The 24966-nt window shown below is 35.6% G+C and carries 28 protein-coding genes, 1 other RNA gene and 1 pseudogene; 18 read left to right on the top strand and 12 right to left on the bottom strand.

The genetic code is table 11. The annotated features are described in order from the left end of the window. Positions 1 to 13: 13 nt before the first annotated feature. On the top strand, positions 14 to 550 hold the full coding sequence (locus CINF_RS08195; protein WP_179975185.1) for a 50S ribosomal protein L25/general stress protein Ctc: 537 nt from the start codon (positions 14 to 16) through the stop codon (positions 548 to 550). A gap of 44 nt (positions 551 to 594) precedes the next feature. Continuing rightward, positions 595 to 1152, top strand: coding sequence for an aminoacyl-tRNA hydrolase (gene pth, locus CINF_RS08190; protein WP_179975184.1), 558 nt, complete (start codon positions 595 to 597; stop codon positions 1150 to 1152). Between the two features lie 912 nt (positions 1153 to 2064). Here pth and CINF_RS08185 read toward each other — a convergent pair. After that, positions 2065 to 2544: a type II secretion system protein gene (locus CINF_RS08185; protein ID WP_179975183.1), complete on the bottom strand. Its 480-nt coding sequence runs from the start codon at positions 2542 to 2544 to the stop codon at positions 2065 to 2067. A 271-nt stretch (positions 2545 to 2815) separates the two neighbouring features. Here CINF_RS08185 and CINF_RS08180 point away from each other — a divergent pair, with 271 nt between their 5' ends. After that, on the top strand, positions 2816 to 2953 hold the full coding sequence (locus CINF_RS08180; protein ID WP_179975182.1) for a hypothetical protein: 138 nt from the start codon (positions 2816 to 2818) through the stop codon (positions 2951 to 2953). Between the two features lie 753 nt (positions 2954 to 3706). Here CINF_RS08180 and purM read toward each other — a convergent pair. Next, positions 3707 to 4693 (bottom strand): phosphoribosylformylglycinamidine cyclo-ligase, encoded by a 987-nt coding sequence (gene purM, locus CINF_RS08175; RefSeq protein ID WP_179975181.1) that lies wholly within the window; start codon positions 4691 to 4693, stop codon positions 3707 to 3709. Positions 4694 to 4785: 92 nt separating this feature from the next. Between purM and CINF_RS08170 the strand changes: the two genes are divergently transcribed. Then, positions 4786 to 5148, top strand: coding sequence for a RidA family protein (locus CINF_RS08170; protein WP_179975180.1), 363 nt, complete (start codon positions 4786 to 4788; stop codon positions 5146 to 5148). Then, positions 5148 to 5762, top strand: a pseudogene (gene coaE / locus CINF_RS08165) (dephospho-CoA kinase); the annotation flags it as partial. The gene CINF_RS08170 and the pseudogene coaE, both read left to right, overlap by 1 nt. Before the next feature lie 3 nt (positions 5763 to 5765). Here coaE and ffs read toward each other — a convergent pair. Beyond that, positions 5766 to 5863: signal recognition particle sRNA small type (ffs, locus tag CINF_RS08160), an RNA gene on the bottom strand. 46 nt (positions 5864 to 5909) lie between these two features. On the opposite strand from ffs, the gene CINF_RS08155 reads away from it, so the two are divergent. The 12 genes from CINF_RS08155 (at position 5910) to CINF_RS08100 (ending at position 17766) form a co-directional block, all read left to right on the top strand. Then, positions 5910 to 6338: a hypothetical protein gene (locus CINF_RS08155; protein WP_178697153.1), complete on the top strand. Its 429-nt coding sequence runs from the start codon at positions 5910 to 5912 to the stop codon at positions 6336 to 6338. Positions 6339 to 6451: 113 nt separating this feature from the next. Next, on the top strand, positions 6452 to 6835 hold the full coding sequence (gene rbfA, locus CINF_RS08150; RefSeq protein WP_178697152.1) for a 30S ribosome-binding factor RbfA: 384 nt from the start codon (positions 6452 to 6454) through the stop codon (positions 6833 to 6835). Beyond that, positions 6835 to 7260 carry a ribosome maturation factor RimP gene (rimP, locus tag CINF_RS08145; protein ID WP_179975179.1) on the top strand — a complete coding sequence of 142 codons (426 nt, stop codon included), beginning with the start codon at positions 6835 to 6837 and terminating at the stop codon, positions 7258 to 7260. The genes rbfA and rimP overlap by 1 nt, the downstream gene beginning before the upstream one ends. 75 nt (positions 7261 to 7335) lie before the next feature. After that, positions 7336 to 8334: an OmpA family protein gene (locus CINF_RS08140; RefSeq protein ID WP_179975178.1), complete on the top strand. Its 999-nt coding sequence runs from the start codon at positions 7336 to 7338 to the stop codon at positions 8332 to 8334. A gap of 77 nt (positions 8335 to 8411) precedes the next feature. Continuing rightward, positions 8412 to 9407, top strand: a complete 996-nt coding sequence (locus CINF_RS08135) for a mechanosensitive ion channel family protein (protein ID WP_240156117.1) — start codon at positions 8412 to 8414, stop codon at positions 9405 to 9407. 10 nt (positions 9408 to 9417) lie between these two features. Beyond that, on the top strand, positions 9418 to 10062 hold the full coding sequence (locus CINF_RS08130; RefSeq protein ID WP_178697160.1) for an HAD family hydrolase: 645 nt from the start codon (positions 9418 to 9420) through the stop codon (positions 10060 to 10062). Then, a complete protein-coding gene (gene thiF / locus CINF_RS08125) occupies positions 10046 to 10840 on the top strand; it encodes a sulfur carrier protein ThiS adenylyltransferase ThiF (protein ID WP_179975177.1) in 795 nt (264 codons plus the stop codon). The genes CINF_RS08130 and thiF overlap by 17 nt, the downstream gene beginning before the upstream one ends. Positions 10841 to 11218: 378 nt before the next feature. Continuing rightward, positions 11219 to 12838 carry a CTP synthase gene (locus CINF_RS08120; protein WP_240156116.1) on the top strand — a complete coding sequence of 540 codons (1620 nt, stop codon included), beginning with the start codon at positions 11219 to 11221 and terminating at the stop codon, positions 12836 to 12838. Positions 12839 to 12851: 13 nt separating this feature from the next. After that, positions 12852 to 14480: a single-stranded-DNA-specific exonuclease RecJ gene (gene recJ, locus CINF_RS08115; RefSeq protein ID WP_240156115.1), complete on the top strand. Its 1629-nt coding sequence runs from the start codon at positions 12852 to 12854 to the stop codon at positions 14478 to 14480. 52 nt (positions 14481 to 14532) lie between these two features. Next, on the top strand, positions 14533 to 15834 hold the full coding sequence (gltX, locus tag CINF_RS08110; protein WP_179975176.1) for a glutamate--tRNA ligase: 1302 nt from the start codon (positions 14533 to 14535) through the stop codon (positions 15832 to 15834). A 2-nt stretch (positions 15835 to 15836) separates the two neighbouring features. Beyond that, complete coding sequence (locus tag CINF_RS08105; RefSeq protein WP_179975962.1) at positions 15837 to 16133, top strand: YggT family protein; 297 nt, start codon at positions 15837 to 15839, stop codon at positions 16131 to 16133. After that, positions 16111 to 17766: a lytic transglycosylase domain-containing protein gene (locus tag CINF_RS08100; protein WP_179975175.1), complete on the top strand. Its 1656-nt coding sequence runs from the start codon at positions 16111 to 16113 to the stop codon at positions 17764 to 17766. The genes CINF_RS08105 and CINF_RS08100 overlap by 23 nt, the downstream gene beginning before the upstream one ends. Here the strand turns inward: CINF_RS08100 and CINF_RS08095 are convergent. Next, on the bottom strand, positions 17675 to 18157 hold the full coding sequence (locus tag CINF_RS08095; RefSeq protein ID WP_179975174.1) for a hypothetical protein: 483 nt from the start codon (positions 18155 to 18157) through the stop codon (positions 17675 to 17677). The two genes, CINF_RS08100 and CINF_RS08095, sit on opposite strands and share 92 nt — an antisense overlap. A 153-nt stretch (positions 18158 to 18310) precedes the next feature. Here CINF_RS08095 and CINF_RS08090 point away from each other — a divergent pair, with 153 nt between their 5' ends. Further along, positions 18311 to 18634 (top strand): DUF2325 domain-containing protein, encoded by a 324-nt coding sequence (locus CINF_RS08090; protein WP_178697142.1) that lies wholly within the window; start codon positions 18311 to 18313, stop codon positions 18632 to 18634. Between the two features lie 218 nt (positions 18635 to 18852). On the opposite strand, the gene CINF_RS08085 is transcribed toward CINF_RS08090, so the two are convergent. From CINF_RS08085 to CINF_RS08050, 8 genes are all read right to left on the bottom strand, one after another. Further along, a complete protein-coding gene (locus CINF_RS08085; protein ID WP_178697141.1) occupies positions 18853 to 19659 on the bottom strand; it encodes a hypothetical protein in 807 nt (268 codons plus the stop codon). Further along, positions 19653 to 20552 (bottom strand): helix-turn-helix domain-containing protein, encoded by a 900-nt coding sequence (locus CINF_RS08080; protein WP_179975173.1) that lies wholly within the window; start codon positions 20550 to 20552, stop codon positions 19653 to 19655. Before CINF_RS08080 ends, CINF_RS08085 begins: the two co-directional genes overlap by 7 nt. Further along, positions 20545 to 21249 (bottom strand): 23S rRNA (guanosine(2251)-2'-O)-methyltransferase RlmB, encoded by a 705-nt coding sequence (gene rlmB, locus CINF_RS08075; protein ID WP_178697139.1) that lies wholly within the window; start codon positions 21247 to 21249, stop codon positions 20545 to 20547. The genes CINF_RS08080 and rlmB overlap by 8 nt, the downstream gene beginning before the upstream one ends. A 23-nt stretch (positions 21250 to 21272) precedes the next feature. Further along, positions 21273 to 22094: a 16S rRNA (cytidine(1402)-2'-O)-methyltransferase gene (rsmI, locus tag CINF_RS08070; RefSeq protein WP_179975172.1), complete on the bottom strand. Its 822-nt coding sequence runs from the start codon at positions 22092 to 22094 to the stop codon at positions 21273 to 21275. Positions 22095 to 22096: 2 nt separating this feature from the next. Then, positions 22097 to 22297 (bottom strand): 50S ribosomal protein L31, encoded by a 201-nt coding sequence (rpmE, locus tag CINF_RS08065; RefSeq protein WP_178697137.1) that lies wholly within the window; start codon positions 22295 to 22297, stop codon positions 22097 to 22099. Between the two features lie 134 nt (positions 22298 to 22431). Further along, on the bottom strand, positions 22432 to 23025 hold the full coding sequence (locus CINF_RS08060; RefSeq protein WP_275690523.1) for a phosphotransferase family protein: 594 nt from the start codon (positions 23023 to 23025) through the stop codon (positions 22432 to 22434). Positions 23026 to 23045: 20 nt separating this feature from the next. Further along, positions 23046 to 24218 (bottom strand): NTP transferase domain-containing protein, encoded by a 1173-nt coding sequence (locus tag CINF_RS08055; protein WP_179975170.1) that lies wholly within the window; start codon positions 24216 to 24218, stop codon positions 23046 to 23048. Continuing rightward, on the bottom strand, positions 24205 to 24930 hold the full coding sequence (locus CINF_RS08050; RefSeq protein ID WP_179975169.1) for an IspD/TarI family cytidylyltransferase: 726 nt from the start codon (positions 24928 to 24930) through the stop codon (positions 24205 to 24207). The genes CINF_RS08055 and CINF_RS08050 overlap by 14 nt, the downstream gene beginning before the upstream one ends. Positions 24931 to 24966 lie beyond the last annotated feature (36 nt).

Here is a 24966-nt window from a genome sequence, read left to right as displayed (position 1 = left end):
AAAGGATAAACAAATGTTAGAGGGCATCGTTAGAGAGAGTATTAGCTCAAAAGCGACAAAAGCTTTAAGAAAAGATGGTTATCTAATTGCCAACATTTACGCCAAAGGTCTTGCAAATATCAATGCTGCATTTAAAGTAAATGATTTTTTAAGAACTGTTAAAAACAAAGATAGTTTAAAATTTCAAGTTAAAGTAGCAGGCAAAACTTACGAAGTAGTAGTGGTAGAATACCAAAAGCACCCAGTTACAAACGAACTAAAACATGTGGATTTAAAGGTAGTTTTACCTGATGTAGTTAGTAAGTATTATATCCCAGTAGTTGCTAGTGGCACACCAATAGGGCTTAAAAATAAAGGCTTATTGCTTATAAGCAAACGCCGTTTAGCCGTAAAATGCGCTGGTAAAGATTTGCCAAATAGTTTTGTGATCGATGTAAATCCACTTGATTTAGACGATAGCGTGCTAGTGCGCGATATCCCTGTGCCAGCAGGCGTTAGTATGGTAGAGCCAGCTAGCGTAGCAGTTCTTGGCGTAGTAAAAGCTAAATAATTTATTTTAAAAGCTCGTTTTTGCGGGCTTTTAGTGTATTCTAAATGATTCTTTTAATAGCCTTAGGTAATGTAGGCGATAAATACCAAAACACCAGACACAACGCAGGCTTTATGCTAGCTGATTTGCTGCTAAAAGATGGCGATTTTAGCGATATTAGCTCTGCCAAATTTAAGGGCAGTTTATACAAAAAAAGCTCACTTTTGATCCTAAAACCAAGCACTTTTATGAATGCGAGCGGACAAAGCGCGCTAATTGTGCGCGAGTTTTATAAGATTGAGCGCGTAATGGTAGCCCATGATGATATTGATTTAAATCTTGGCGATTTGCGCTTTAAGCTAGGCGGGAGCAGCGGTGGACACAACGGCATAAAATCCCTTGATGCGATGATTGGCAACCAATACGAGCGCATTCGCATAGGGGTCGGGCGCGGTGAGTGTGGTGTGATAGATTTTGTGCTGGGTAAGTTTAGCGATGATGAAAAGGCCTTGCTAGATCCCGTGCTGCAATCAGCCAAAAGCGCGGTGTATTCGGCCTTAAATGGCGCCGATATAAAAGAATTAAGCTCAAAATTTAGCCTAAAAGCCAAAAAGCAAAATTAATCTTTATAAGCCTTTAAATCTTTTCAAAATTTCAGCCCAAGCAAATAAATTTTAAAATTTATTCTATAAATTACGGCTTTTATAGCAAAACGAAATTAAAATTTACTTTATAAATTACGGCTTTTATATAAAACTAAAATTAAAATTTGCTCCATAAATCACGGCTTTTATAGCAAAATGAAATTAAAATTTACTTTGTGAAATTTGCTCCCAAGCCATTTTTGAGTTTTACCAACTCAGCACACGCAAAGCCAAATTTCATAAACCACGCAAAGTTCAGCAAACCACGCCCAAACCGCACATTAATTCAATCCGCAAAACTACAAATTTTAAAATTTTTATATATTTTTTGCGCGGATTTTGTTTATTAAGTTTAAAATTTAGTGTTTAAGATTTATGATTTTATGCTTTTGATTTAATGTTTTATCGCGCGTTTTTTTTGTTTGCGCCCGCCCGCGTGTTTTTTAATCACGCAAACTAAACTAAACGCGTGTCCGCCCGCGTGTTTTTAAACCACGCAAACCAAACTAAACCCACTCGCCCACTACGCACTCAGCCACGCGCTTTTACGCTCCACGCTAAACCACCAAGCCAAATGCGCCCGCCACGCGTTTTTTTTTTTTTGTTCGCACGCCCACGCGCCAAGCCACTTAAACGCCACGCGCCAAATCCCTTGCCACACTCTTAGCCGTGCTTTTTTACGCCACGCATGCCACGCGTTTTTTGTGAGTTTTGCTTTTTTTATTTTAAATTCCGCGCAGATTTTGAAAAATATTTTTGAAATTTAGAATTTGAAAGAATAAAAATAAAAAACCCCTTGAAATTTTAAAATTCCAAGGGGTGATTAAGCTTAAAATTTATTTTAAAATTAACGCTAAAAATAAATTAGCGCGAATTAAGCTTTAAATTAGATTAGAATTGTATGCCACCTGAGCCACCAACTTGGATTGTGCAAGTATTGCTGATGCTTTCTTGATCACCACTCTTGCCACACATCGCTTTAATGCCTGGTAGTGTTTTTAGTGTTTTGCATACGGCATCGTCATCTTTGAAAGTTAAAGTTATTTCGACCTTACTTGAAGTGTTATGTTGTCCAGCATTAGTAGTTGGCAATGCCACACTTACGCACTCAGTTTTACCCTTTACATTAAGCTTGCCATCTTTAGTTAGTGCGTTTGTAATCTTGGTAAAATCGCTTGTAACACCGTTAAAATTACCCTTCGCCGTATAATAAGCCGTAATATCACTCACTGCCGTAGTAAGATTTGTCGCCGCCTTTGCCACCTCTGCATCATCTCTGGTAGCTGCTAGTCTTGGAATCGCCACTGACGCCAAAACACCTAAAATTACGATAACGAAAATTAGCTCAATCATAGTAAAGCCTTTTTTCATAAGAACTCCTTTTGTTGATTTTCTAAACAAACGGCAGCCACAATGATTGAGATTTTTGGAGTAAGCCACCGTCTGCTTAGTGCCTGCTTCAAGCAAGCACAAGAATTATAGGGGGGGGGGTTAAACTAAGCTTAAATTACATAAAGTTTTTTAAAAAAAATTTTCAATTTTTTTAAAAAATTTTAATAAATTTCTTTAAAATTTGGTAAAGGTTTTATAAATTTTAGTGGTTTTTGGCTGGGTTTGTGGGTTCGCGGTGAGAATAAAGGGCGTGGCAGTTCGATTGGCGCGCGGTTTGGGCGTGGCTGAGAATTTGCTGGCGCGGGTTGCTTTAAATAACGGCGTGGCACAAATGGCTAGCGGAGTAGGGCGCGCGTGGCGGGCAGTTTGGGCGTGGGTTAAAAATTAAATTTTAAAATTTTGGTGTTTTGGCGGATAAAAATTTGCGTGGCGCGGGGCTAAGAGTGTGGCGCGTGCGAGGCGGTTGCGCGATTGAGAGCTAGGCGGGTGCGTGGCGCGTGGCTGAGAATTTGGCGTGAGGCTGAGAGTTTGCGGGCGCAAGGCGATTAAAAGCGTGGCGGATTATTGGGCTAAATACGGCGCGGATAAATCTTAATCCAAAACAAAGCTTATTTAAAAGAAATTAGCACGCCCAGAAATGAGCGAGCGTAAATAAAAATATCTTGCGCTGTTAAAAGAAAACAGTTTATTTGCTCAATTAAAAGAAATTATCACGCTTGTGCCGTTAAAAGAAATTATTTTGTTTGAGTGGCTAAAAGAAGTTATCACGCCTAAAAATTAGCCTGCTAGAAATTAGTTCGCCTGCGAGAATATGGCGAACCAATTACAATTCAACGCCTGAAATTTTAATAAGTTTATGTTTAAGATTTTAATAATTAAACACTCAAAATTTTAATAATTCAGCACCCAAAAATTTATCAAATTTTAATAATCCAACACCCAAATTTTAATAAGTTAATGTTTAAAATTTTAATAATTCAACACCACAAATTTTAATAAGCTAATGCCTAGAAATTTTAATAAATTTAGTGCCTAAAAGCGCCTAAAATTTTAATAATTTAAACAAATTTTAATATAAATAGGCGCGTAAATTTTAAATAAAAGTAGGATTTATTTAACAAATGTTAAATAAAAACGCAATTTATTTAACATACTCCACGCCTTTTCCTGCTATGATTTCGCCGATTTCATACGCGTCTGTGTTTGCTAAAATGTGGCTTGCGTTCTTGCTTGAAATCACCAAAATCATACCCACGCCACAATTAAAAGTGCGCTCCATTTCGTTTTCATTTACTTCGCGTGATATTAGTTTGAAAATTTCGGGCATTTTGATCTTGCTTTTTTGAATGCGCGCGCCAAGTCCAGCAGGCAAAATGCGCGGTAAATTCTCGCTAATCCCGCCACCTGTAATGTGCGCAAGCGCGTTAATATAATCATTTAAGCGCAAAAACTCATCTACATAAATGCGCGTTGGCTCTAAAAGCACATCTATCAAAGCTTTGCCGTTAAAATCGCTATTTAAATCGCAATTTAGCTTTTTGATGACAGCGCGCGCTAGAGAAAAGCCATTTGAATGCAGCCCTGAGCTAGGCAAGGCTAGCAAAATATCGCCTTTTTGGACGAAATTTCGTCTATCGATTTGGGCTTTTTCAGCCACGCCCACGGCAAAACCAGCCAGATCAAAATCGCCTTTTTCATACATTGATGGCATTTCTGCTGTTTCCCCACCAATTAATGCGCATTTTGCAAGCTTACAACCCTTTGCAATACCGCTAAGCACGGCCTTTGCCACTTCTATATCAAGCTTGGCGCTAGCATAATAATCAAGAAAAAATAAAGGCTTGCCAAAATTACAAATAAGATCATTAACGCACATCGCCACTAAATCAATGCCCACACCTTCGTATTTTTGGCTATCTATGGCTAGTCTTAGCTTTGTGCCTACGCCATCAGTTGCTGCTAGCAAAACTGGCTCTTTTAAACCACTAGGCAAGGCAAAAGCACCAGAAAATGAGCCAATCCCACCTATGCAGCCTGCTTGTTTGGTGCTATCAACTAGCGGTTTTATCGCACTTACAAAGCTATTGCCCGCATCAATATCCACACCTGCTTGTTTGTAGCTTATCATTATTTATCCTTAAAATGCGTGATAAAGGGCGAGATTTTAGCTAAAACTTGCTTAAATATGCTAAAATCTCGCATCTCAAAAAAGGACAAAAAATGAATCATCCACAAGCCATAGGTCCATATAGCATTTGGCGAAAAGCCGGTAAATTAGTGTTTTTCTCAGGTCAAATCCCGCTAGATCCAAATACTGGCGAGCTAATTTCAGGTGATATTAAAGCCCAAGCCACGCAAGCTTTAAAAAATGTAGGTGGCGCGCTAAATGCGGCTGGGTTAAGCTACGAAAATGTGATAAAAAGCACGATTTTTTTAACCGATATAAATGATTTTGGCGCGGTAAATGAAATTTATGCAAGCTTTTTTACAGAGCCGTATCCTGCGCGCTCAGCTGTTGGCATAAAGGCCTTGCCAAAGGGCGCAAAGATTGAAATAGAAGTAATCGCGCGCAAAAAGAAATAATGCCAGAAGCTTTTAAATATGGCATTGTGATAACAGGGCTTATCGCAAGTGGTAAAAGCACGGTTATTAAAATGCTATCTGCGCGCGGATACAGCGTGATTTGCGCCGATGAAATAGCCCATAAAATTTTAAATATAAAAGCAAAACAAATAGCACAAATTTTTGGGGCTGATTTATTAGAGAGAAATTTTAATCAAAAGCTAAAAAATCAGCCCACAATAAATCGCGCAAAGCTTGGCAAAATTGTATTTAGCGATAATCAAGCTAGACAAAAACTACAAGAAATTTTACATCCACTAATTTATGAGCAAATAATAAAAAAAGCCAAAAAATTAGAAAAAGAAAAAAAGCTGTATTTTGTGGATATTCCATTGTTTTTTGAAAGTGGTGGCAAGCAAAAATATAATTTTAAAGTAGCCTTAATCTACGCACCAAAAAGCCTAGCTCTAAGGCGTTTAATCGCTAGAAATAATTTAGAAAAAAATCAAGCACTTTTAAGAATAAACGCCCAAATGGATATAGAACAAAAAAGGCTGTTGAGCGATTTTATTATCGATAATAGCGCGGATTTAGAAAATTTAGAGAAAAATTTAGAGAGTTTTTTAGAAATTTTAAACCCTTTCTCAGATAACTGCGGCACAAACCTAAACTAAGTGCTCTGCTGTGTTCCCACCCTGAAGCTCTGCTTAAAATAAGCCTTGCACAGGTCTAAGAAAAGGCGAGGGGGATTTTATCAAAAAATGCTTAAGATAGGATTATGAATGTTTAAATTTCATTTTTTTTCATTATTTGGCGAGCTTTTAACGGCTAGGTATCGTTCGTTAGAGTTTCGCGCTAAGGTTTTAAGTGCTATGCTGTGCGCTAAAATGGTCTTAGATGATGGCGATTATAGCGTGATCACACAAATTGCTAGCTCTATTTATGGTAATGATGAAAAACGCTCTAATCTCTTGCTTCATGCCATAAAAGATTATGTAAAGCAAATAAAAGTTTATCGCACTAAGACGCTAGATAGTTTGTTAATCGATATAGATAATGAATTAAAATCTGTGCCAAGATATGCTAAAAAGATTGATTTTGCGCATTTGCGCCAAATGATGTGCGAAAGCGAAGATGATGATATAACCACGCAACAGCAAGTTTATGAATATATGTTAAACGAGGTGCAAAGATACACAAAGCAAGCATAAAAAGCAAAAATTTATAATTTTTTATTAAAATTTCGCGCCTTAATTTTAAAATTTTAATTGCGATTAAGATTTAACAACTTAAAATTTTAATATCAACGCTAAAAGAGGTTAAAATGGATCAAAGAAAAGAAAATTTAGCCAAAATCAAGCTACTTCGCGCTTCGAGCGCCTTAAAAGAAGTGATTTCGCAAGCACTTGGTAATTTGGGTGATGAGCTTTTAAAGGGGCTTTGCGTAACTGATGTAGAATGCAAGCGCGGTAAATACGATGCTTTTATTTATTTGGATAAAATGATGCTTGATGAAAAAGAACAAGATTATGTATTAAGGCATTTAAAGCTTGCAAGTGGCGCGATAGAGGAGTTTTGCGTAGAAGCTCTTGGCTGGTATAAATCGCCAAAACTGCATTTTAAATTTGATGATAGTTTAGAGCGTCAAAACAAAATGGACGCGCTATTTAAAAAGGTTCAAGCCGAATTAGAAAAGGGTAAAAAATAATGCAAAATTTTGATTTAGCTTCTATAATCTCTCAATGTGGCGTAAAGCTTTATGATAGCGAGCTAACAAGCCAAAACTCTCGCACGATTTACCGCGTTTATATTATAAAAGATGGTGGCGTTAGCTTAGAAGACTGTGAAAAAGTAAGCCGGGTTCTTTCGCCGATTTTTGATGTTATGGCGCCTGTTGAGGGTGAGTATTTTTTAGAGGTTTCAAGCCCTGGATTAGAGCGTAAATTAAGTAAAATCGAGCATTTTGCGCTAAGTTTGGGCGAAGAAGCAAAAATCACGCTAAATGATAAAAGCGTGTTTATAGGCAAAATAATAAGCGTTGATGGCGAAATGATAACTTTTAGCAATGATGATGGCAAAAGTAAATTTTCTTTTAACGAGATTAAAAAAGCCAAAACATTTATTCAATGGTAAGTAAAAAATAAGCGAGATTTAAGTAAATATAAGCTTAGTTTGTTAAAATGCGCGCCTAAAATCTAAGGAGATCTTATGAAAAAAATTACTTTGGCATTATGTGCTGCTAGTGCGGTTTTTGCAGCTAGTAACTACAACTACGAAATTACTCCATTTGCCGGACTTTCTCACTATGCACACGAAAATTTAAAAGATAGCGCTTTTTATGGTATAAAAGTAGCCAGAAATTTGGATTTTCCTTGGCTCAGCCAGATTGAATTAGGTATCGATCAAGCCTTGTCTGTAAAATACAAAGATCGCATAAATAAAGGCTACAACCAAAATTCCTACGATAAAACAAATATCGGTCGTTATTATGCTAACTTAGTAAAAAATTTCTATATCACAGATGATTTTGCCATTTATGCCTTAGCTGGCGGTGGTTTCCAGCATTACACCCACAATGATCAAGATTCTCAAAGGGGTGGTTTTGGGCAAGTAGGCCTTGGGCTAAGATATGATTTAACTAATCAAATAGCTGTTAAATTAGAAGGTAGAGATGTTATCAAGCATGGTAATGATAAGCAATTAATAAGCCTTGGCTTTGGTATAGGCTTAGGCCAAAAAGCAAGTGTGCAAGAAGTAATTAGCGCGCCAGTTATTGGCGATGAGGATATGGACGGCGTGCCTGATAATATAGACCGCTGCCCTGGCACTCCACAAGGGCAAGTAGTAGATGAGTTTGGCTGTGAGAAGGTAATTCGTTTGCAACTTGGTGTTTATTTTGGTTTTGATAGCGCGGCCATTACGCCTGAGTATGAGGCTAAAATCGCTGAGGTTTCAGAGCTATTAAAACAAAATCCAAGTTATTTGGTATTGCTTGAAGGCAACACCGATGATATAGGTTCAAGCGGGTATAATTTAAAGCTTTCTAAACGCCGCGCTGATGCTGTGGCGCAAGTTTTAGTAAAACACGGCATAGACGCTAGTCGCATAAGCACAACAGGACTTGGCAAGGATAATCCTATTGCTAGCAACCAAACAGAAGACGGACGCGCTAAAAATCGCCGCGTAGATGCAAAATTTCGTAAATAATCTTAGTTTAAAATTTTAAAATTTCGCCCTGATTAAAATTTATAATCAGGGTTTTAATAAAATATTGTGAGTTAAAAATGCCTGAATTAAATTCCACGCAAGAACTTAGTATAAGAGATTTAAATATCACCGATGATTTAGTTTTAGAAGAAGTTTCAAAATACGCACACTTAATAGAAAATATCGATTATTCACATTTGTTAATGCTTTGTGTGCAATATTCTTTGCGAATAATAATTTCTTTACTTATATTTTTTATCGGTAAATGGATAATTGGTAAGATTAGCATTTTGCTTGAAAAGTTAGTTGCTCGCGCAAAAATAGATGGTATGCTAGCGCATTTTGTAGTAAATGCCATAAAAACCTTGCTTTTTATTTTTATAATACTAGCAGCACTTTCAAATTTAGGCATTGAAACTACTAGTTTTGTAGCCGTAATAGGCGCGCTGAGCTTGGCTATTGGTATGTCGTTTAAAGATACTTTTGGCAATGTAGGTGCTGGTGCGTTAATTATATTTTTTAGGCCGTTTAAACTGGGCGATTCTGTGGATATAAATGGTGCAAGTGGTAAAGTAAGAGATATAAATTTATTTAGCACTTATGTTTTAACAGCAGATAACCGCACGATAATCGTGCCAAACTCGCAAGTAATTGGCGCGCGCATTGTTAATTTTTCGCTCCAACCACACAGGCGTGTGGATTTGGTTTTTGGCATTGATTACAGCGATGATATTAAAAAAGCCCGCGATATAATCTTAAAAATAGCCAATACAAATGACTTGGTTTTAAAGGGCGAAGAAGCGCCAGCACAGCCTTTTGTGGGTGTTTTAGAGTTGGCTGATTCTAGTGTGAATTTAGCTGCTAGATTTTGGGTAAAAACCGATGATTATTGGAATGCGTATTTTTCGCTAATTGAGAGTGTAAAAATCGCCTTTGATGAAAATGGTATTTCCATACCATTCCCACAAGTAGTAAGTCATTTTGTCCCAAGTGCTGAAAATACCGATATACCAAAGGATCTACCACAAAGCACAAATGAAAACAAAAATCCTAAAACTTTAACTAAAAAATAAAATTTTTATGATGAAAACTAGCATTTTATTTGATTTAGATGGGACTTTGATTGATAGCACGGTGCCTATTTACCGTGCTTTTAAGTTTGCCTTTGCTAGTTTAAATCATAAAATTCCACAAGATGAGCAAATAAAAGCTTTAATTGGGCATCCACTTTCATTTATGTTTTCTAGTCTTGGCGCTCCAAAAGATGAAATAGACGAGTTTATTAAAATTTATAAAGAATGCTATGCTAAGCATTATTTAGATGAAACTATTTTGCTTGATGGTTGTGCTAGCGCGCTTAAAAGTGCTTCTAGCTTTGCGGATTTGGCCGTGGTTACTACAAAAACTAGCAAATATTCGCGCATTTTATTAGAGCATTTGGGTGTTTTAAAATATTTTAAAGCAGTAATTGGCGCAGATGATGTAAGCAGATTAAAGCCAGATCCTGAGCCTATATTTACAGCCTTAAAAGCCATCAATAAACCATCTACAAATGCTTTTATGATAGGCGATACAGCCCTTGATGCCTTAGCCGCTAAGGCTGCAAGCGTGCGCGCTCTTGGCGTGCGTTGTGGCTTTGGCAAGGATTTACAAGATTATTTTGAATGCGTTTTTAATAACGCACAAGATGCGATTAGCTGGATAAAAGAAAATGAAGCTAAAAGTTAATGCTAAGAGCTATGAAAGCACAGCTAATACGCTATTTGCCTTGCGCGATGAGCTAGGATTTAGCGTAAATGATCTTTGCGTTTATAAAGGTTTTGCTATAAATGAAAATTTAGCCTTAAATGATGGCGATAGCGTGATTTTCATCAAAAAAGGCCAAATACCACCAAAACATATGCTAAAAGAAATGATGCAAGCTAGAAATAGCCCTGAGCTAAATGTGGCCTTAGAGCGCGCAAATATCGGCGTAGCTGGGCTTGGCGGGCTTGGTAGTGCTGTGGCTATCGCGCTTGCAAGAGTAGGTGTGGCTAAATTAAAATTAGTAGATTTTGATGTAATAGATCCTAGTAATTTAAATCGTCAGCAGTATTTCATAAGCGATATTGGCAAGAAAAAAACCACTGCCTTAAAGCAAATCATTGCGCACATAAATCCTTTTGTAGAAGTTACCACGCAAGATATTTACCTTGATGAAAGCAATGTAAATGCGGTGTTTGAGCCTTGTAAGATAGTGGCTGAATGCTTTGATAACGCAAAAAGCAAGGCTATGCTTTTAAATACTTTAAAAAATAAAACAATCATCGCTTCTAGTGGCGTAGCAGGCTATGGAGCAAGCCAAGATATTAAAATTACGCAATTTGCTAGTAATGTGTGGATTTGTGGTGATTTAGAGCGCGCTGCAAGCATTGGCAATGGGCTAATGGCTCCACGCGTAGGCATCGCTGCTATGATGCAAGCAAATAAAATTTTAGAGCTTTTAGCTGAGCAAAAGAAAGCTTGAATAATTATTGGCGTGTGCTTGGTTTTAAAATTTACAAATTTTAAAACCAAAAGCGATAAATCCTCAAATAAGTTATATTTTAAAATGCATTAAAGCTGTTAGAGCAAATGACGAAAAATCCAGCAACAATGATAATTTAAAATTTAGCTAAAAACCCTTGATATTTTGGCTTGAAAATTTCAAATTTTAATGTAGCGTAAAATATTTTGTGGCATATTTTATTTGTGCGCTAAATAATTTAATTTTTTAATAAATTTTAAAATTTATAATATTTTTAAGCTGTTTTGCTTGAAATTTTAATAATACCTGCTAAAACCGCATAAAGTTCTTTAAAGTCTATATTTGCTAAAATCCCGCGCTAAAATCATAAGGACAAAAGTGAAAAGTAAATTTATTTTTATAACAGGTGGCGTGCTTAGTTCTCTTGGTAAAGGCATAGCTGCTGCTTCTATTGCAACTTTATTAAAAAGCGCTGGGTTAAAGGTAAGTATTTTAAAAGCAGATCCATATATAAATGTAGATCCAGGCACGATGAGTCCATTAGAGCATGGCGAGGTTTTTGTTACGGCTGATGGGGCTGAGACGGATTTGGATTTGGGGCATTATGAGCGTTTTTTAGATGAAAATTTAAGCCAAAATAATAATTTTACCACAGGTTGCGTTTATAGCACAGTAATCCAAAAAGAACGCCAGGGCGATTATTTGGGCAAAACCATTCAAGTAATCCCACACATCACAAATGAAATAATTAGGCGCATAAAGCTAGCTGCAAAAGCTAATGATATTTTGATTGTAGAAATTGGCGGAACAGTAGGCGATATAGAGGGTTTGCCGTTTTTAGAGGCCATTAGAATGCTTGGGGGCGAATTAGGCAAAGAAAATGCGATGTTTATTCATTTAACCTTAGTGCCTTTTATTAAGGTTGCTGGCGAATTAAAAACAAAACCTACTCAGCATAGCGTGGGTGAGCTTCGCCGTATAGGCATAATCCCTGATATGCTAGTTTGTCGCTGTGAGCAGAGTTTAAATCGTGATTTAAAGGATAAAATCGCATCAAGTTGTGGCGTGGCGCGCTCTTGCGTGATTGAAAGCCCAGATTTAGCAAGCATTTATCAATTACCACTAAATTTTATGGCACAAGATATTTTAGAGCCGATTGCCAAGCAATTAAACCTTGGTAAATTAAACGCAAATATGCAAAATTGGGATAGTTTAGTAAAGCGCGTAGTAGCACCAAATAACGCTATCACAATAGCTTTTGTAGGCAAATACACAGATTTAAAAGAAAGTTATAAAAGCTTAACTGAGAGCATAATTCACGCTGGGGCCAGCTTAGATACGCGAGTAAATCTAAAATGGTGCGATAGTGAGCGCATAGATGAAAATAATGTTGGCGAAATTTTTAAAGATTGTAGCGGGATTTTGGTTGCTGGTGGCTTTGGCGGTAGGGGCGTAGAGGGTATGATATGCTCGGCTAAATACGCAAGAGAGCATAAAATACCTTATCTTGGAATTTGTCTTGGCATGCAAATTGCGCTTATTGAGTTTGCAAGAAATGTTTTAGGGCTTGAAAATGCAAATAGTATGGAATTTGATAGTGCTTGTAAAGAAAATGTGATTTATTTAATAGATAATTTTATAGACGCAAGCGGCACAAAGCAAATTCGCACGCACAAAAGTCCATTAGGCGGGACTATGCGACTTGGCAGCTATGAATGCGAGCTAAAAAAAGGCTCACTTTTGGCTAAAATTTATGATAACCAAAGCAAAATAATCGAACGCCATCGCCATCGTTATGAAGCAAACCCAAAATATCGCCAAGATTACGAAAAAAATGGCTTGATAATTAGTGGTGAAAGTAAGGGCTTAATTGAAGCTTGTGAATTAAAAAATCATCCATTTTTTCTTGGCGTTCAGTTTCATCCTGAATTTACCTCGCGCCTAACTAAGCCAAATCCTGTAATTCTTGGCTTTATTAAGGTTAGTTGCGCTGAGTGATGATGAGTAAAAAATGATGATAAATGCAAACACGCAAAGAGTGTATTCAAGCCAAATGCCTAATTTATTAAATAAAACTAAAATTTTAGAAATTTTAAACAAGCGTTTTAGTAAAGATAAACACACAAAGCTTAGCACCTTGCCATTGCCAAAAGAATTAAAAGATATTTATAAGGCAGCTGGGCGCATAAAACAAGCCATTATTAAGGGGCAAAAAATCGCTGTTGTGGGCGATTATGATTGCGATGGGGTTTGTTCTAGTGCGGTTTTGGCTGAGTTTTTTGATGATGTGGGCGTAAAAGATTTAATCGTGCGAATCCCAAATCGCTTTAAAGATGGCTATGGTTTAAATGAAGCTATAATCGATGAGCTAAGAGATAGAGATTTAATCATCACCGTTGATAACGGCATTACAGCCTTTGAGGCTGGGCAAAAATGCGAACAAGTAGGCATTGATTTAATCATAACCGATCATCATATGCTAGGCGATGGCTTGCCAAAGGCTTATGCTATCATAAATCCACAACAACTTGATGATAATTTTCCTTTTAAAGAAATTTGCGGTGCTGAGGTGGCGTGGTATTTAGTAGCTAGCATAAAAGAGCTTTTGGGTTTAAAAAACTATAATATGGGCAAATTCACAGATCTTTTAGCCATTGCCATTATGGCTGATATGATGGAGCTAAGAGATATGAACCGCGTGCTTGTAAGAGAGGGGTTAAAATATATCAATAAACGCACAAGAGCTTGTTTTGATGTGATTGCTAGGCATTATGATAAAGAAAATTTTAATTTTGATGATATTAGTTTTAGTATAGCCCCACTTATAAACTCAGCTGGCAGAATGGACGATGCCACGCTTAGTTACGAGTTTTTACGCGCTAAAAGCACGCAAGAAGCACAAGAATTATTCAAAACCATACAAGATTTAAATAAAGCCAGAAAAGATGAAGAAAGAATACTTTTTGAAGATAGCATTAAAAATGTAAATGAAAACGACAATATAATCGTATCTTATGGCCATGCTTGGCATGAGGGCGTGCTTGGCATTGTGGCTAGTCGCTTGGCTAAGATGTATAAGCGGCCAGCTATTGTGTTTAGCTGTGAAAAAGGGCGCGCAAAAGGCAGTGCTAGAAGTGTTGGGCGTTTTAATATTTTAGAATTAATCGCCGCACAAGAAAAAATGCTAATTAGCTATGGCGGGCATAGAGGCGCAGCTGGGGTTGTGCTTGAAGAATCGCGCCTTGAAGAGTTTCGTTATGTTATAAATAATACTTGCGTGTTGCATAATTTTCAAACAACTGCTTTAAGTGATGAAGTTTTGGGCGAAATTGATGTTAATAGCATCGATATGGAGCTAATGGATATAATTAGTTCTTACGAGCCATACGGACAAAAAAATCCGCGCCCTACATTTTGGCTTTATGGTGTTAAAGTGGTGCTTGTTCGCACAATAGGCGCAAATGAATCGCATTTAAGGCTAAGGCTTTTTAAGGCTGGACGCAACTTGGATGCTGTGTTTTTTAATTATGATTATGTGCCAAAAGAAGGCGATTTTATCGATGTTTTATTTATACTTAGTAAAAATAATTTTCGCGGCACGCAAAGTATTCAATTATTAATACAAGAAATAATTTATTAAATTTTAAAATTTACGCCAAATTTTAAAATTTTAAGATTATGAAAGGATAAAAATGTATAGATTTGCCCCTAGTCCAACTGGCGATATGCACATAGGCAATTTACGCGCTGCGCTGATAAATTATGTTTGTTCTTTACAAGATAATAGCGGGTTTATCGTGCGCATTGAAGATACTGATAAAGAGCGAAATATACCAGGCAAAGATGCTGAAATTTTAGAAATTTTAAAAGAATTTGGCATTAGCTACCAGATGCTGTATTATCAAAGCAAAAACTTAAAATTTCACCAAGAATTTGCTGCAAAATTACTAAGTGAGGGCAAGGCGTTTTTATGCTTTTGTGATGAAGCCACGCTAGAAAATAAAAAGCAAATTGCAAAAGAGCAAGGCAGAGCATATCGCTATGATGGGACTTGCGAGCATTTGAGCGCTGACGAGGTTTTTAATAATCCTCGCCCTGGCGTGGTTAGATTAAAAATCCCAAAAGATGCGGATTTTAGTTTTGATGATGAGATAAAAGGGCGGGTTAGTTTTGAATCTTGTAATTTTGATAGTTTTGTGCTTTTAAGAGCAGATAAAACGCCTACTTATAATTTTGCTTGCGCGATTGATGATATGCTTGAAGGCGTTAGTTGCGTGATTAGAGGTGAAGATCATGTAAGCAATACCCCGCGCCAAAATCTAATAAGACAAGCCCTTGGCTACAACTCCAAAATCAAACACGCGCATTTGCCAATAATCTTAAACGCCCAAGGCCAAAAAATGAGTAAAAGAGAAAACTCAAGCTCGGTAAAATGGCTATTAAATCAAGGCTATATGAGCGAGGCTATTGCTAATTATTTGCTTTTGCTTGGCAATAAAACTCCGTGCGAGATTTTCACGCTTCAAGAAGCAAAAGAATGGTTTAGCCTAAAATCTCTTTCAAAAAGTCCGGCTAAATTTGATGAGGATAAATTAGCGCAAATTAATAGAGAGCATATCCGTCAAGCAAGTGATGCGCGCTTAAAGCAGCTAGGATTTACTAAGCCAGAATTAGCGCGCTTTTTCACACAAGAAGCCAGCCTAATCACACAAATTAAAGAAAAAATTAATAAAATTTACTCTCCAAAAATAATTGATGATGAATGGCAAGCTAACGCAAAAATCATCAAAAATGCGCTTTTAGAATTAGTAGAAAATAAATCCTTGCCAGATGATTTTAAGCAACTTCAAAATATTTTAAGCCAAAAAACCGGGCTAAAAGGTAAGGCGTTTTTTATGCCACTGCGCTTGTTGCTAAGTAATGCTAGCCATGGCCCCGAGCTAAGCCAACTATATGCTTTGATTAAAGATGATTTAAAGGAAATTTTAAAATAATGATTGTTTTGAATAGTTTTTTAATGGCCATTGCGCAAATATTGCATTTAATAATTACAGCGTATATTTTTGTGATAATTGCTTGTGCGCTGCTTAGTTGGGTTAATCCAGATCCTTTTAATAAAATCGTTCAAATTTTATACCGCCTAAGTGCGCCAGCTTACGTGCTTGTGCGTAAAACACGCATTCCTACTGTATTTGGCGGGATTGATTTGGCTCCGCTTATTATAATTTTAGTTTTACAATTTGTAGATATATTTTTGATGAGGTTATTTAGTGAGATTGCGCGCGCGTTTTAATAAAATTTTAATCTTTTGTGGAATTTTTGTTTTTTTTAGCGGTGCTTTTGGGGCTATTCCTAGTTATGATGAGCTTTTAACTGCTCCAAGCGGGCTTGCAAAGGATTATTATATATACCGCTATGCAAATGAAAAAAGAGTAAATAAGGCAAAATTAAGAGCTTTAAGGGAGAAAATTTATCGCTACTCAGGCAGAATTAAAACAAAATTTGATGAAATTTTAGGTGAATATAATGTCCATACGCGTTGTCAAGGCGAGCTAATTACGCTCTCAAAACAATGCCAAAGAGATGTGATTACCAAAAAATATTTAAGCGATCTAAGCCCTGAGCAAAGAGCCCAGCTAGCAAAGCATTATAAAAAGCACGATTACGGCCTTTATGTGTTTATAAAAAGCTATGATTTGGGGCTGGATTTTCTTTTTTCTCAAAATAGCGATTTTGCTTTATTGAAGTATTATCACACGGCTGAAAATAAAAAAGAGGTGCTAAACTTAGCTAAATTTTCCCCCGGGCTGTGGGCAAATCTTAGCGGTAATTGGGCTTTTTTAAGCTTGATAAATGAAGCTGTGATTTTAGATAAGCACGATGAGCTAAAAGAGCAGTTATTGGAGCTACATCCATCAAAACCGCGCGCAGATGTGGCGTTTTTAGCTGGTGTGAATGCGATTTTACATAATCAAGATAAAAAAGCCTTAGCCTTTTTCAAGCAAGCAGCCAAAACGCCCAAAAATGCGATTTATAGAGATAATGCGCTATTTTGGGTGTATTTAATTAGTAAAGATAGGGCGGTTTTAGAAAATTTAGCCAAAAGCAATAGCATAAATATTTATAGTTTATACGCATATGAAAAGCTAGGCACCAAGCCCTTTGATGTAATAGTGCCAAAACCTACAAGAAAAAAAGCCAAAAACTATGATATAACAAATCCTTTTGCTTGGGAGAAAGAAAAAGCGCACGCTAATAAGCTAAAAGGTAGCGAGCTGATGAAATATGCGGGTAAATTTTATACCAAAAACACTCTTGGCGAATACACTTATTTAATGGAGCGCGCACATAATTATAAAAAGCATTATTATCCCTTGCCTTTTATGGATAAAATCGGCACAAAAGATGTAAAAAGACAAGCCCTAATCCTTGCTCTTGCAAGGCAAGAAAGCCGTTTTATTCCAGGTTCGGTTTCTACTTCTTATGCTCTTGGTATGATGCAATTTATGCCTTTTTTAGCGCGCGATATAGGCAAAAAAGAGCTAAAAATACCAGATTTTGATGAAAGCGATATGTTTAAACCAGAAATTGCTTATAAGTTCGCAAATCACCATTTAGATTATTTACAAACTTATTTAAAAAGTCCGGTGTTTGTAGCTTATGCTTATAATGGCGGGATAGGATTTGTGAAAAAAATGCTTTTAGGCGGTAAAATTTTTAATCCAAATAATGCCAAAAACAAATACGAGCCATTTTTATCAATGGAACTAGTTCCATTTAGCGAAAGCCGTGATTATGGCAAAAAGGTGCTTGCTAATTATATAATCTACCGCGCTATCTTGGGCTCCAATACAAAGATTTCGCAATTTTTTGAAAGCTTAATGATACCAGAACGCTCGGATACTTTTCGCTCACAACAGCATTAAAATTTAAATGTAAAACTGCGCTATTTTTTACAGGCGCGCTAATTAAATAATATTTTGCCCACGAAATTTTAAAATCTATATCTTTTAAAATTTCATCATCTGGCGATAATTCTTTTATCGTTATGCCGGAATTTTCATTATTCACGCTTATTGTGCCATTTAAAATTTGCGCGTTTTTTGGGATTATGTTTAATATAAAATATTCAAATTCCTTGCTTTTTTCTTTATCATAAACTGGATTTATATACGCTCCAAGCGCTAAAAAATCACCTTTTTCAAATTTGCTAGTATAGGCTAAAAGCTCTTTATTTCTTGCGTTTGGGATATTTAAGGGCGATGAGCAAGCACTAAGAATAAAAGCAGTAGCTAAAAGGATTAGATATTTTTTCATTTTTTGCCTTGTAAATTTTAAATTAAAAGCGCGCATTATAGCATAAACAAAATTTTAAATTTTTTGTAATTGATAAGCACAATCAAAATATAAGAGAAATTTAAGTATTTATAAATATAATAGCTAATATCAATTTTATAAAAAAGGATTAAAATGTCAGTTTTGGTAATAGGCGCAGATGAAATAACACACATCAAAGCAGTTCTTAGCGATCTTGGAGCAAGCAATATAGAGCATTGGGACGCAAGAAATGAAAATAGAGTAAATCGCAAGGCTATCCCGCAAAATGTAGAATGCGTGGTGATGCTGACTAGTTTTTTAAACCATAACACAATGAAAAAAATTAAATCGCAAGCCAAAAAGCGAAGCATTCCAGTTGTTTGCGCTAAAAGAAGCGTTAGTTGCGTGTTTTGCGAGTATTGTAAGGTTTTTGGCTTGGACAAAAAGTTTGCTTGTGGCAAGAATTTTGGGCTGTGATTTAATTAAAATTTAAGGCAAATAAAATTATTAAAATTTAAAACAAGCAAGATTATTAAAATTTCAGCATAATTATAAAAACTGCGGATAAAATCGCCCATTTTTAGTTTTAATCCACTATGCTCTAAGCCACCTTTTTGGCTAAGCGCTTAGTAATTTAGCGCGCGTTTATAATTAAAATTTATAAAATGTACTCTGCTAAAAGCTAAAATTATGAATTAACGCAGGCTAATGCTTAAACCCTGCTTGATATTTTCAAGGCTCATAGCATCATCAATCATCACATAAAAGGTGCCATTTGGCAGTTGTAAATCCATAGCGCTTTTATGGCTTTGTTCTTTGATTGTTTGTATTAGTTTTAGGTTTTTATCAAAAAAATAAATCAACGGCGTCCAGCTATCGCCTACTTGGCTTTTTATTGAAATATTTGCACGCCCAGCACAAGTTACAAAATACGCCTCTTTTGGCCTTACTCCACTAAGGCTTAAATCTATACCATCTAAGATGGCATTATGCGCATCTAGCTCATAAACAAAGCTAGTTTGGCCTTGCTTTTTTATGCTTTTGATATAAACGCGGTTTTTTAATAGCTCCACATAAAGTGCGCCAGGGTCTATTAAGGTGCGCGAGTTTGGCACGATTGCCCAGGTCATAATCCCTTCATTTACTTCAAAAAACGAGCTTAAAAAATATTTATAGCCGATTTTATCCAGGCTTTTTGTAACGGCGTTTATTAAAACCAAGGCTTTGTGTTGTGCGCCTTTAAAGGTTATATTGATGTTTGCTTCGTTTTGGATTTGTAAATCTAATAAATCCCTAGCTTTTAGCTCTTTGCTTAAAGTAGCGTAATTTACATTATTTCTTTTATCTATATAAGCGTTTTCGTTTTGTAAAATTTGAGCAATTACAATCTCATTTTGAGGGATTAGGCTTTGTAAATCTGAGCGTAAATTAGCCCCCCAAGCAGGCAAAAACAAAGCAAAAAGCCAAATAAATGCGCCAAATTTTATACCTTTGCTTACCATAATGGACCTTTGTTTAATTTTATAAATTCTTTAAAATTTAGCTTTTTTATCTCGCCATTGGTTATGTGAAAGCGCAAGGTGTCTTTTTGGTTGTAGGTTTTGTTTTGCTCATCATAGCTTAGGCTTAATCTCCCATGCCCTGTAACTAAAAGCATATTGCCAGTAAGATTTATATCAAAAGGCTGTTTTGCATTAAATGAGCGTTTTTGCATATCATCTAGGTTTTTTATGCCGATCCAAATGCTTTTTTTGGGAGTAAAATGTGCTATTTTTGGGCTTTGCTCGGCTAGGCTTTGTTCTATTTGGCTTTGTTCTATTTGGTTTTGCTCGTTTGTTTGGGCTGGTTCACTTGTGGCGTTAGCTTCATTTGCTTGGATCTGGCTTGTTTGGTTTTGGTCTGTTTGGCTTATATCGTTTATTATTAAATCGCTTTCTTCATCTTCTTGTTCTTCATTTGTGGCGTTTGCTTCGTTTGTTTGGGCATCTTCATCGTGGATTGTTATATTATCTGGGACAAGATGTGAAAAGTCGATATTTTGTAGCATTTTTGAGCCCCAAATGCCAAGAGCCATTAAAATAAGCATTAAAATTAACCAAAGAGTAGAATTGCTTTTTTCTTTTGCGCAATACCCATGCAAGCGCGGGTTAATCTTAACTTTTTCTGTTTGGTTTTCGTTTGTGTTGGCCACAAAAGATTCAAAATTGCTTAAAAACCCGCTTGTATCGATGCCGTATTCTCTGCTAATGATTTTGGTGTAGGCTTTGACATTTACATTTATTAGCTTAGCGTAATCATTTTTTAGCATACTCTCTAAATATTCAAGCGGTATTTTGGTTGTTTTTGATATTTCTTCTAGGTTGTATTCTTTTAGTTTTGAAATTTCATTAGCCATTTTTTATCCTATCAAAAATTAAAGCGCAAGCAACAGCGACATTTAGGCTTTCAAAGCCATTTTGCATTTTAATCGCTAAGGTTTTATCGCATTTATTTAGTGTTTTTTTGCTTAATCCTGCGCCCTCGCTACCCATAATCAGCGCAAATTTTTCGGGTTTTTCGTTATTTTTAATAAATTCTTTTATATCCACGCCATTCATATCAGCAGCAAATAACGCAAACCCAGCCATTTTTAGCTCATTTAGCAAACTTAATTCATCGCTAGCTTGTGCTATATCTAGCTCGTATGCTGCTGCGCTACTAGCGCGCATTATACCGCTAATTGCGCTTTGGCTTAGGGCTTGGTTATTGATTATAATTAGGCCATCAGCGCCCAAGCACACACAGCTTCGCACGATAGAGCCGATATTTCCTACATCGCTAATTTTGCTAAGAACCACCAAGCTTTTTGCGTTTTTAAGAGTTTTAAGCTCGCAAAACTCATACTCACTAACCTCAGCCAAAAAGCCTTGATGATTGCCGCCACGAGCAAGGGCTTGTGCTTTTTTAGCATCTACGCGCTCAATTTTTATGCCTGCTTTGTTGATTAAGTTAAAAATTTCTTTATCTACTTCTTTTGCTAGCATAAGACGAATTATTTTATTTTTATAGTGTTTTAAAGTATGCAAAAATAGCTGTTTGCCAAAAATAATCATCGCGCAAGCATAGCCAAAATAGCTTAAAATTTAGCTTTATTTATTAAATTTTCATATATTTTTTTAGCATTTTCGCCCGTGATTTTGCTTAGAAGTTTGGCTTTGATTTTAGGCGCGATATCAAGTGCTAAAATGTCTTTTGGGCTGAGATTTTGCGTGTTTTGTTCTTTGGCGTTTTTTATTATCAAGGTCCATTCGCCTTGTAAGTTTGCATTTTTAAGTATTTGAAAAACTTCAATAGCTCTGCCAAAAAATTTTTTCTCAAATTTTTTTGTGGCTTCTTTTATGGCAAAAATTTCTCTATTTTCATCGATATTTGCGATATTTTCTACTAATTTTAAAATGCGTTTTGGGGATTCATAAATGATGGCAGGATAAGCTAAACTCAGCGCATTTTGTAAGGCAATTTCACGCTCTTTGCCAGTATTTGGCAAAAATCCTAAAAAAATAAACTCTTTTTTAATTAAACCGCTAGCCACAGCCGCTAAAAGCGCGGCATTAGCACCTGGTAAGACAAAATATTCTATATTATTATTTTTAGCAAAATTTACCAAAAATTCGCCAGGATCGCTAATGCCGGGCATTCCTGCATCGCTTAAATAAGCACAAAGTTGTTCATTTAAAATTTCTTTAAGATTTGTGAATTTAGCACAAAATTCATCGCTATTGTGTGAGTTTAGGCAGTAAAATTTTTTATTCTTGGGTGAAATTTTTAATAAATTATAAAGGCTTTTTGCCACTCTTGTATCTTCGCAAATTACGATATTTGCTAGCTCTAAGATGTCCAGGCATCTAGCTGAAATATCGCCTAAATTGCCGATTGGAGTTGGCAAAAAGTAAAGCAAGGCTATTTAAGGTTATATTTTTTCTTAAATTTATCAACGCGACCGGCGCTATCTACGATTTTTTCGCTACCTGTGAAAAACGGATGGCAAGCAGAGCAGATATCTAGCCTAATCTCAGGCTTATTTGAGCGTGTTTTAAAGTTATTGCCACACGCGCAAGTTACGGTGCATTCAACATATTCTGGATGTATGTTTGTTTTCATGTGCTGTCCTTTTGCTAAAATAAAGGGCGCAATTTTACCGAGTTTTGCTTATTTTTTGCTTATTTTGTTAAAAATTCCGCACACCCACTACCTTAAATTTTAATAAAAACTATAAATTTTAATGAAGCCAAATTTTAACCATAGAGCTCTTTATAGCGTGGCAGGGCGTAATTTAAAGCCATTTTTACTTTTTCATAAAAAAATATAAGCCAATCCCTGCTGCTTTCATTTATGCTTTCTTTATACAAAGCCCAGCCACAATAATAATAATTATGTATGGCCACATAAGCTATAAAATGTAATCTTTCTATATACGTGATTTTTCGTCCATAATACGCGCTTAAAATTTCATCTATTTGCTCGCTGTCTGGCAAATACCCAGCTATAACGCGCCCAAAATCATAAGCCCTATCATTATATCCAGCAAACTCAAAATCTATAATATCAAAAAACTCAGCCCTTTTATACAAGCAATTATCGGCATTTATATCATTATGGCACATCACTTTTGTGATATTATCTTTTTGCGTGTAAGCAAATAATTCATTTATTTGCTCGCATTCTTTGGCAAATATTTTATTTAAATCGCCTTTGGTTTTTGATGCTTGTGTTATTAGACGCTCGGTTTGTTCTAAGGGGTTGTATTCATATTGATTTAAATCCAAATCGTCCTTGCTAGCATCGTGAAAAGCGCGTATTTTTCTAGCTAGATTTTTCATAAAATTTATATCTTTATAGTAAATTTTATTTAAGTTTTCGAATTTTGGCGAAATTTTGAAATTTTAATGCCAGCTTCATCTATATAAATACAAGTGTTATCGACTTTTGCTTTTGTGGCAAGGCGTTGTGCTTTTAGCTCGTTTTTGCGGTAAATAAAAAACTCACTACTATCCCCAGGATAGCGAAAAATGTATTTTTGCCCTTTTACATTAAAGGTAAAAAGAATATTAGTAAGGCCTTTTTGCAAGATTGAAATTGCGTTTATTTCATTTTTTGTGCATTCTAAGACCTCGCAAATTATTTTATTTATATTAGTTGAGATATTATCTAAAAATAAAGTAGAGATATTTTGAATTTCTTGTATGCTATCAAACTCTAATATAAACGAACTTTCATAAAGATGAAGATACATATTTAATTGCTCTGCGTGCTTAGCGATAAATTCTTCATAAAACAAAGTATAAACCCTAAAATTATCTATGTGCTTACTCAGCAAATTTTTAATTTTTTTGCTAAATTCTTTATCAAAATACGCAAAACCATATAAGCAAGGCAGGTTTGGATTATCGCTACATACATTTAAAATTTTATTATTTTCATTTGTATAGGCAAATAATTCATTTTTGGCATTTTTTTTCATTACGGCTGTGTGGAAAGCTTTGTATTCGTATTGATTAAAGGGATTTTGTAAAAAATAATTATCGCAGTTGCAAATGTAGGTGTTGTTTAATTTATTTGCTACTACAAATAAGGAATAAATATTATTTTTCTTTCTAAACTCAGGGTTTATTACTAATTTTACTCCGTATTTTTCTTGTAAATAAAAATACATTTCTTGCTTATAGCCAAGCACTAGCGTGATATCATTAATGCCAGCATTTTTTAATTGCTCTATTTGCCTTTGTATTAGGCATTCATTATCTTTTACATATAAGCCTTTTGGCATTGAGTAGCTAGATTTATCATTTATATCAGCCCCGCCCGCTGCTAAAATGATGGCATTTTTTACTTTAAATTTATTTAGCTCGCTTTTTAGTTTTTGTTTAGTTAATAAATTTTGATCTTTTAATTTATTTATTAGTTTGTTTATTTCAAGTTCGTTTTTAAATACCTTATGCTTTGTGCTTGCTAGCACGCTTTTAGCGTTTATATCGCCTTTTAAGGCTAATCTTGCGATGATAAATTCTTTATAGCTTAGCATTTTTTTGCCTTTTTTGTTTTAGTAGTAATAAGCCCTCAAAAATATCCAAATCCTCTTCATATGTGATTTTTAGGTTAAAAACCGAGCTTTTAGAAAAATAAATTTTTTGTCCTAAGGCTAGATATAAGCTAGTTGTGCGCGGCTCGATTTTATTTAAAAGATTAGTTTTTTGCGCTAGATTATAATTTTGCAATAAAGGGCCAAATTTAAAGCTCCAAGGATTGCTAAAAGCTTTTATATTTTCTCTATTTATGTATGCTTTGCTTTTTTGCTCATCGGCTTTTATACATAGGCTTAATCTCATATCATCGCTAGCTATGCCATTGCCGTATAATTTAGCTTTTTGAATGCTATCTTTTATGCTCTCATGCGTTGTAAGCGGTGATACGCCAAAGCTAATTACTGCTATATCATTATCTTTTAATTCATTTTTTAAGCCATTTATGGCATTTAAAACAGAGCCATTAAAATCCTCGCCACCTTCTAAAATCCAGCGAACTTTATTGCTAGCGCATTTATTTAATAGAGTTTTTGTGTATGCTCGCCATTGATTTTGGATTACTAGGCAAATGGCGTCTATTTCATCGCAGTTATTAAAATTTTCTATTGTGTAGGATAATACCGGTTTATCAAGCACTTTTATGAATTGTTTTGGGGTTTTGGAGTTTATTCTTGTGCCGTTGCCAGCTGCTAGTAAAATGGCTACATTCATTTTACTAGCCTTTTATTTTTAAATATTTGTGGGGGG

This window comes from Candidatus Campylobacter infans, from assembly GCF_013416015.1.
GTDB classification, from domain to species: domain Bacteria; phylum Campylobacterota; class Campylobacteria; order Campylobacterales; family Campylobacteraceae; genus Campylobacter; species Campylobacter infans.
This window is presented reverse-complemented; position numbering and strand designations above follow the sequence as displayed.

Bases quoted from the DNA above. Each gene is read 5' to 3' on its own strand.
- CINF_RS08195 (WP_179975185.1), top strand. From the start codon at position 14: ATGTTAGAGGGCATCGTTAGAGAGAGTATTAGCTCAAAAGCGACAAAA.
- pth (WP_179975184.1), top strand. From the start codon at position 595: ATGATTCTTTTAATAGCCTTAGGTAATGTAGGCGATAAATACCAAAAC.
- CINF_RS08185 (WP_179975183.1), bottom strand. From the start codon at position 2,544: ATGAAAAAAGGCTTTACTATGATTGAGCTAATTTTCGTTATCGTAATT.
- purM (WP_179975181.1), bottom strand. From the start codon at position 4,693: ATGATAAGCTACAAACAAGCAGGTGTGGATATTGATGCGGGCAATAGC.
- CINF_RS08170 (WP_179975180.1), top strand. From the start codon at position 4,786: ATGAATCATCCACAAGCCATAGGTCCATATAGCATTTGGCGAAAAGCC.
- CINF_RS08155 (WP_178697153.1), top strand. From the start codon at position 5,910: ATGTTTAAATTTCATTTTTTTTCATTATTTGGCGAGCTTTTAACGGCT.
- rbfA (WP_178697152.1), top strand. From the start codon at position 6,452: ATGGATCAAAGAAAAGAAAATTTAGCCAAAATCAAGCTACTTCGCGCT.
- rimP (WP_179975179.1), top strand. From the start codon at position 6,835: ATGCAAAATTTTGATTTAGCTTCTATAATCTCTCAATGTGGCGTAAAG.
- CINF_RS08140 (WP_179975178.1), top strand. From the start codon at position 7,336: ATGAAAAAAATTACTTTGGCATTATGTGCTGCTAGTGCGGTTTTTGCA.
- CINF_RS08135 (WP_240156117.1), top strand. From the start codon at position 8,412: ATGCCTGAATTAAATTCCACGCAAGAACTTAGTATAAGAGATTTAAAT.
- CINF_RS08130 (WP_178697160.1), top strand. From the start codon at position 9,418: ATGAAAACTAGCATTTTATTTGATTTAGATGGGACTTTGATTGATAGC.
- thiF (WP_179975177.1), top strand. From the start codon at position 10,046: ATGAAGCTAAAAGTTAATGCTAAGAGCTATGAAAGCACAGCTAATACG.
- recJ (WP_240156115.1), top strand. From the start codon at position 12,852: ATGATGATAAATGCAAACACGCAAAGAGTGTATTCAAGCCAAATGCCT.
- gltX (WP_179975176.1), top strand. From the start codon at position 14,533: ATGTATAGATTTGCCCCTAGTCCAACTGGCGATATGCACATAGGCAAT.
- CINF_RS08095 (WP_179975174.1), bottom strand. From the start codon at position 18,157: ATGAAAAAATATCTAATCCTTTTAGCTACTGCTTTTATTCTTAGTGCT.
- CINF_RS08090 (WP_178697142.1), top strand. From the start codon at position 18,311: ATGTCAGTTTTGGTAATAGGCGCAGATGAAATAACACACATCAAAGCA.
- CINF_RS08085 (WP_178697141.1), bottom strand. From the start codon at position 19,659: ATGGTAAGCAAAGGTATAAAATTTGGCGCATTTATTTGGCTTTTTGCT.
- CINF_RS08080 (WP_179975173.1), bottom strand. From the start codon at position 20,552: ATGGCTAATGAAATTTCAAAACTAAAAGAATACAACCTAGAAGAAATA.
- rlmB (WP_178697139.1), bottom strand. From the start codon at position 21,249: ATGATTATTTTTGGCAAACAGCTATTTTTGCATACTTTAAAACACTAT.
- rpmE (WP_178697137.1), bottom strand. From the start codon at position 22,297: ATGAAAACAAACATACATCCAGAATATGTTGAATGCACCGTAACTTGC.
- CINF_RS08055 (WP_179975170.1), bottom strand. From the start codon at position 24,218: ATGCTAAGCTATAAAGAATTTATCATCGCAAGATTAGCCTTAAAAGGC.
- CINF_RS08050 (WP_179975169.1), bottom strand. From the start codon at position 24,930: ATGAATGTAGCCATTTTACTAGCAGCTGGCAACGGCACAAGAATAAAC.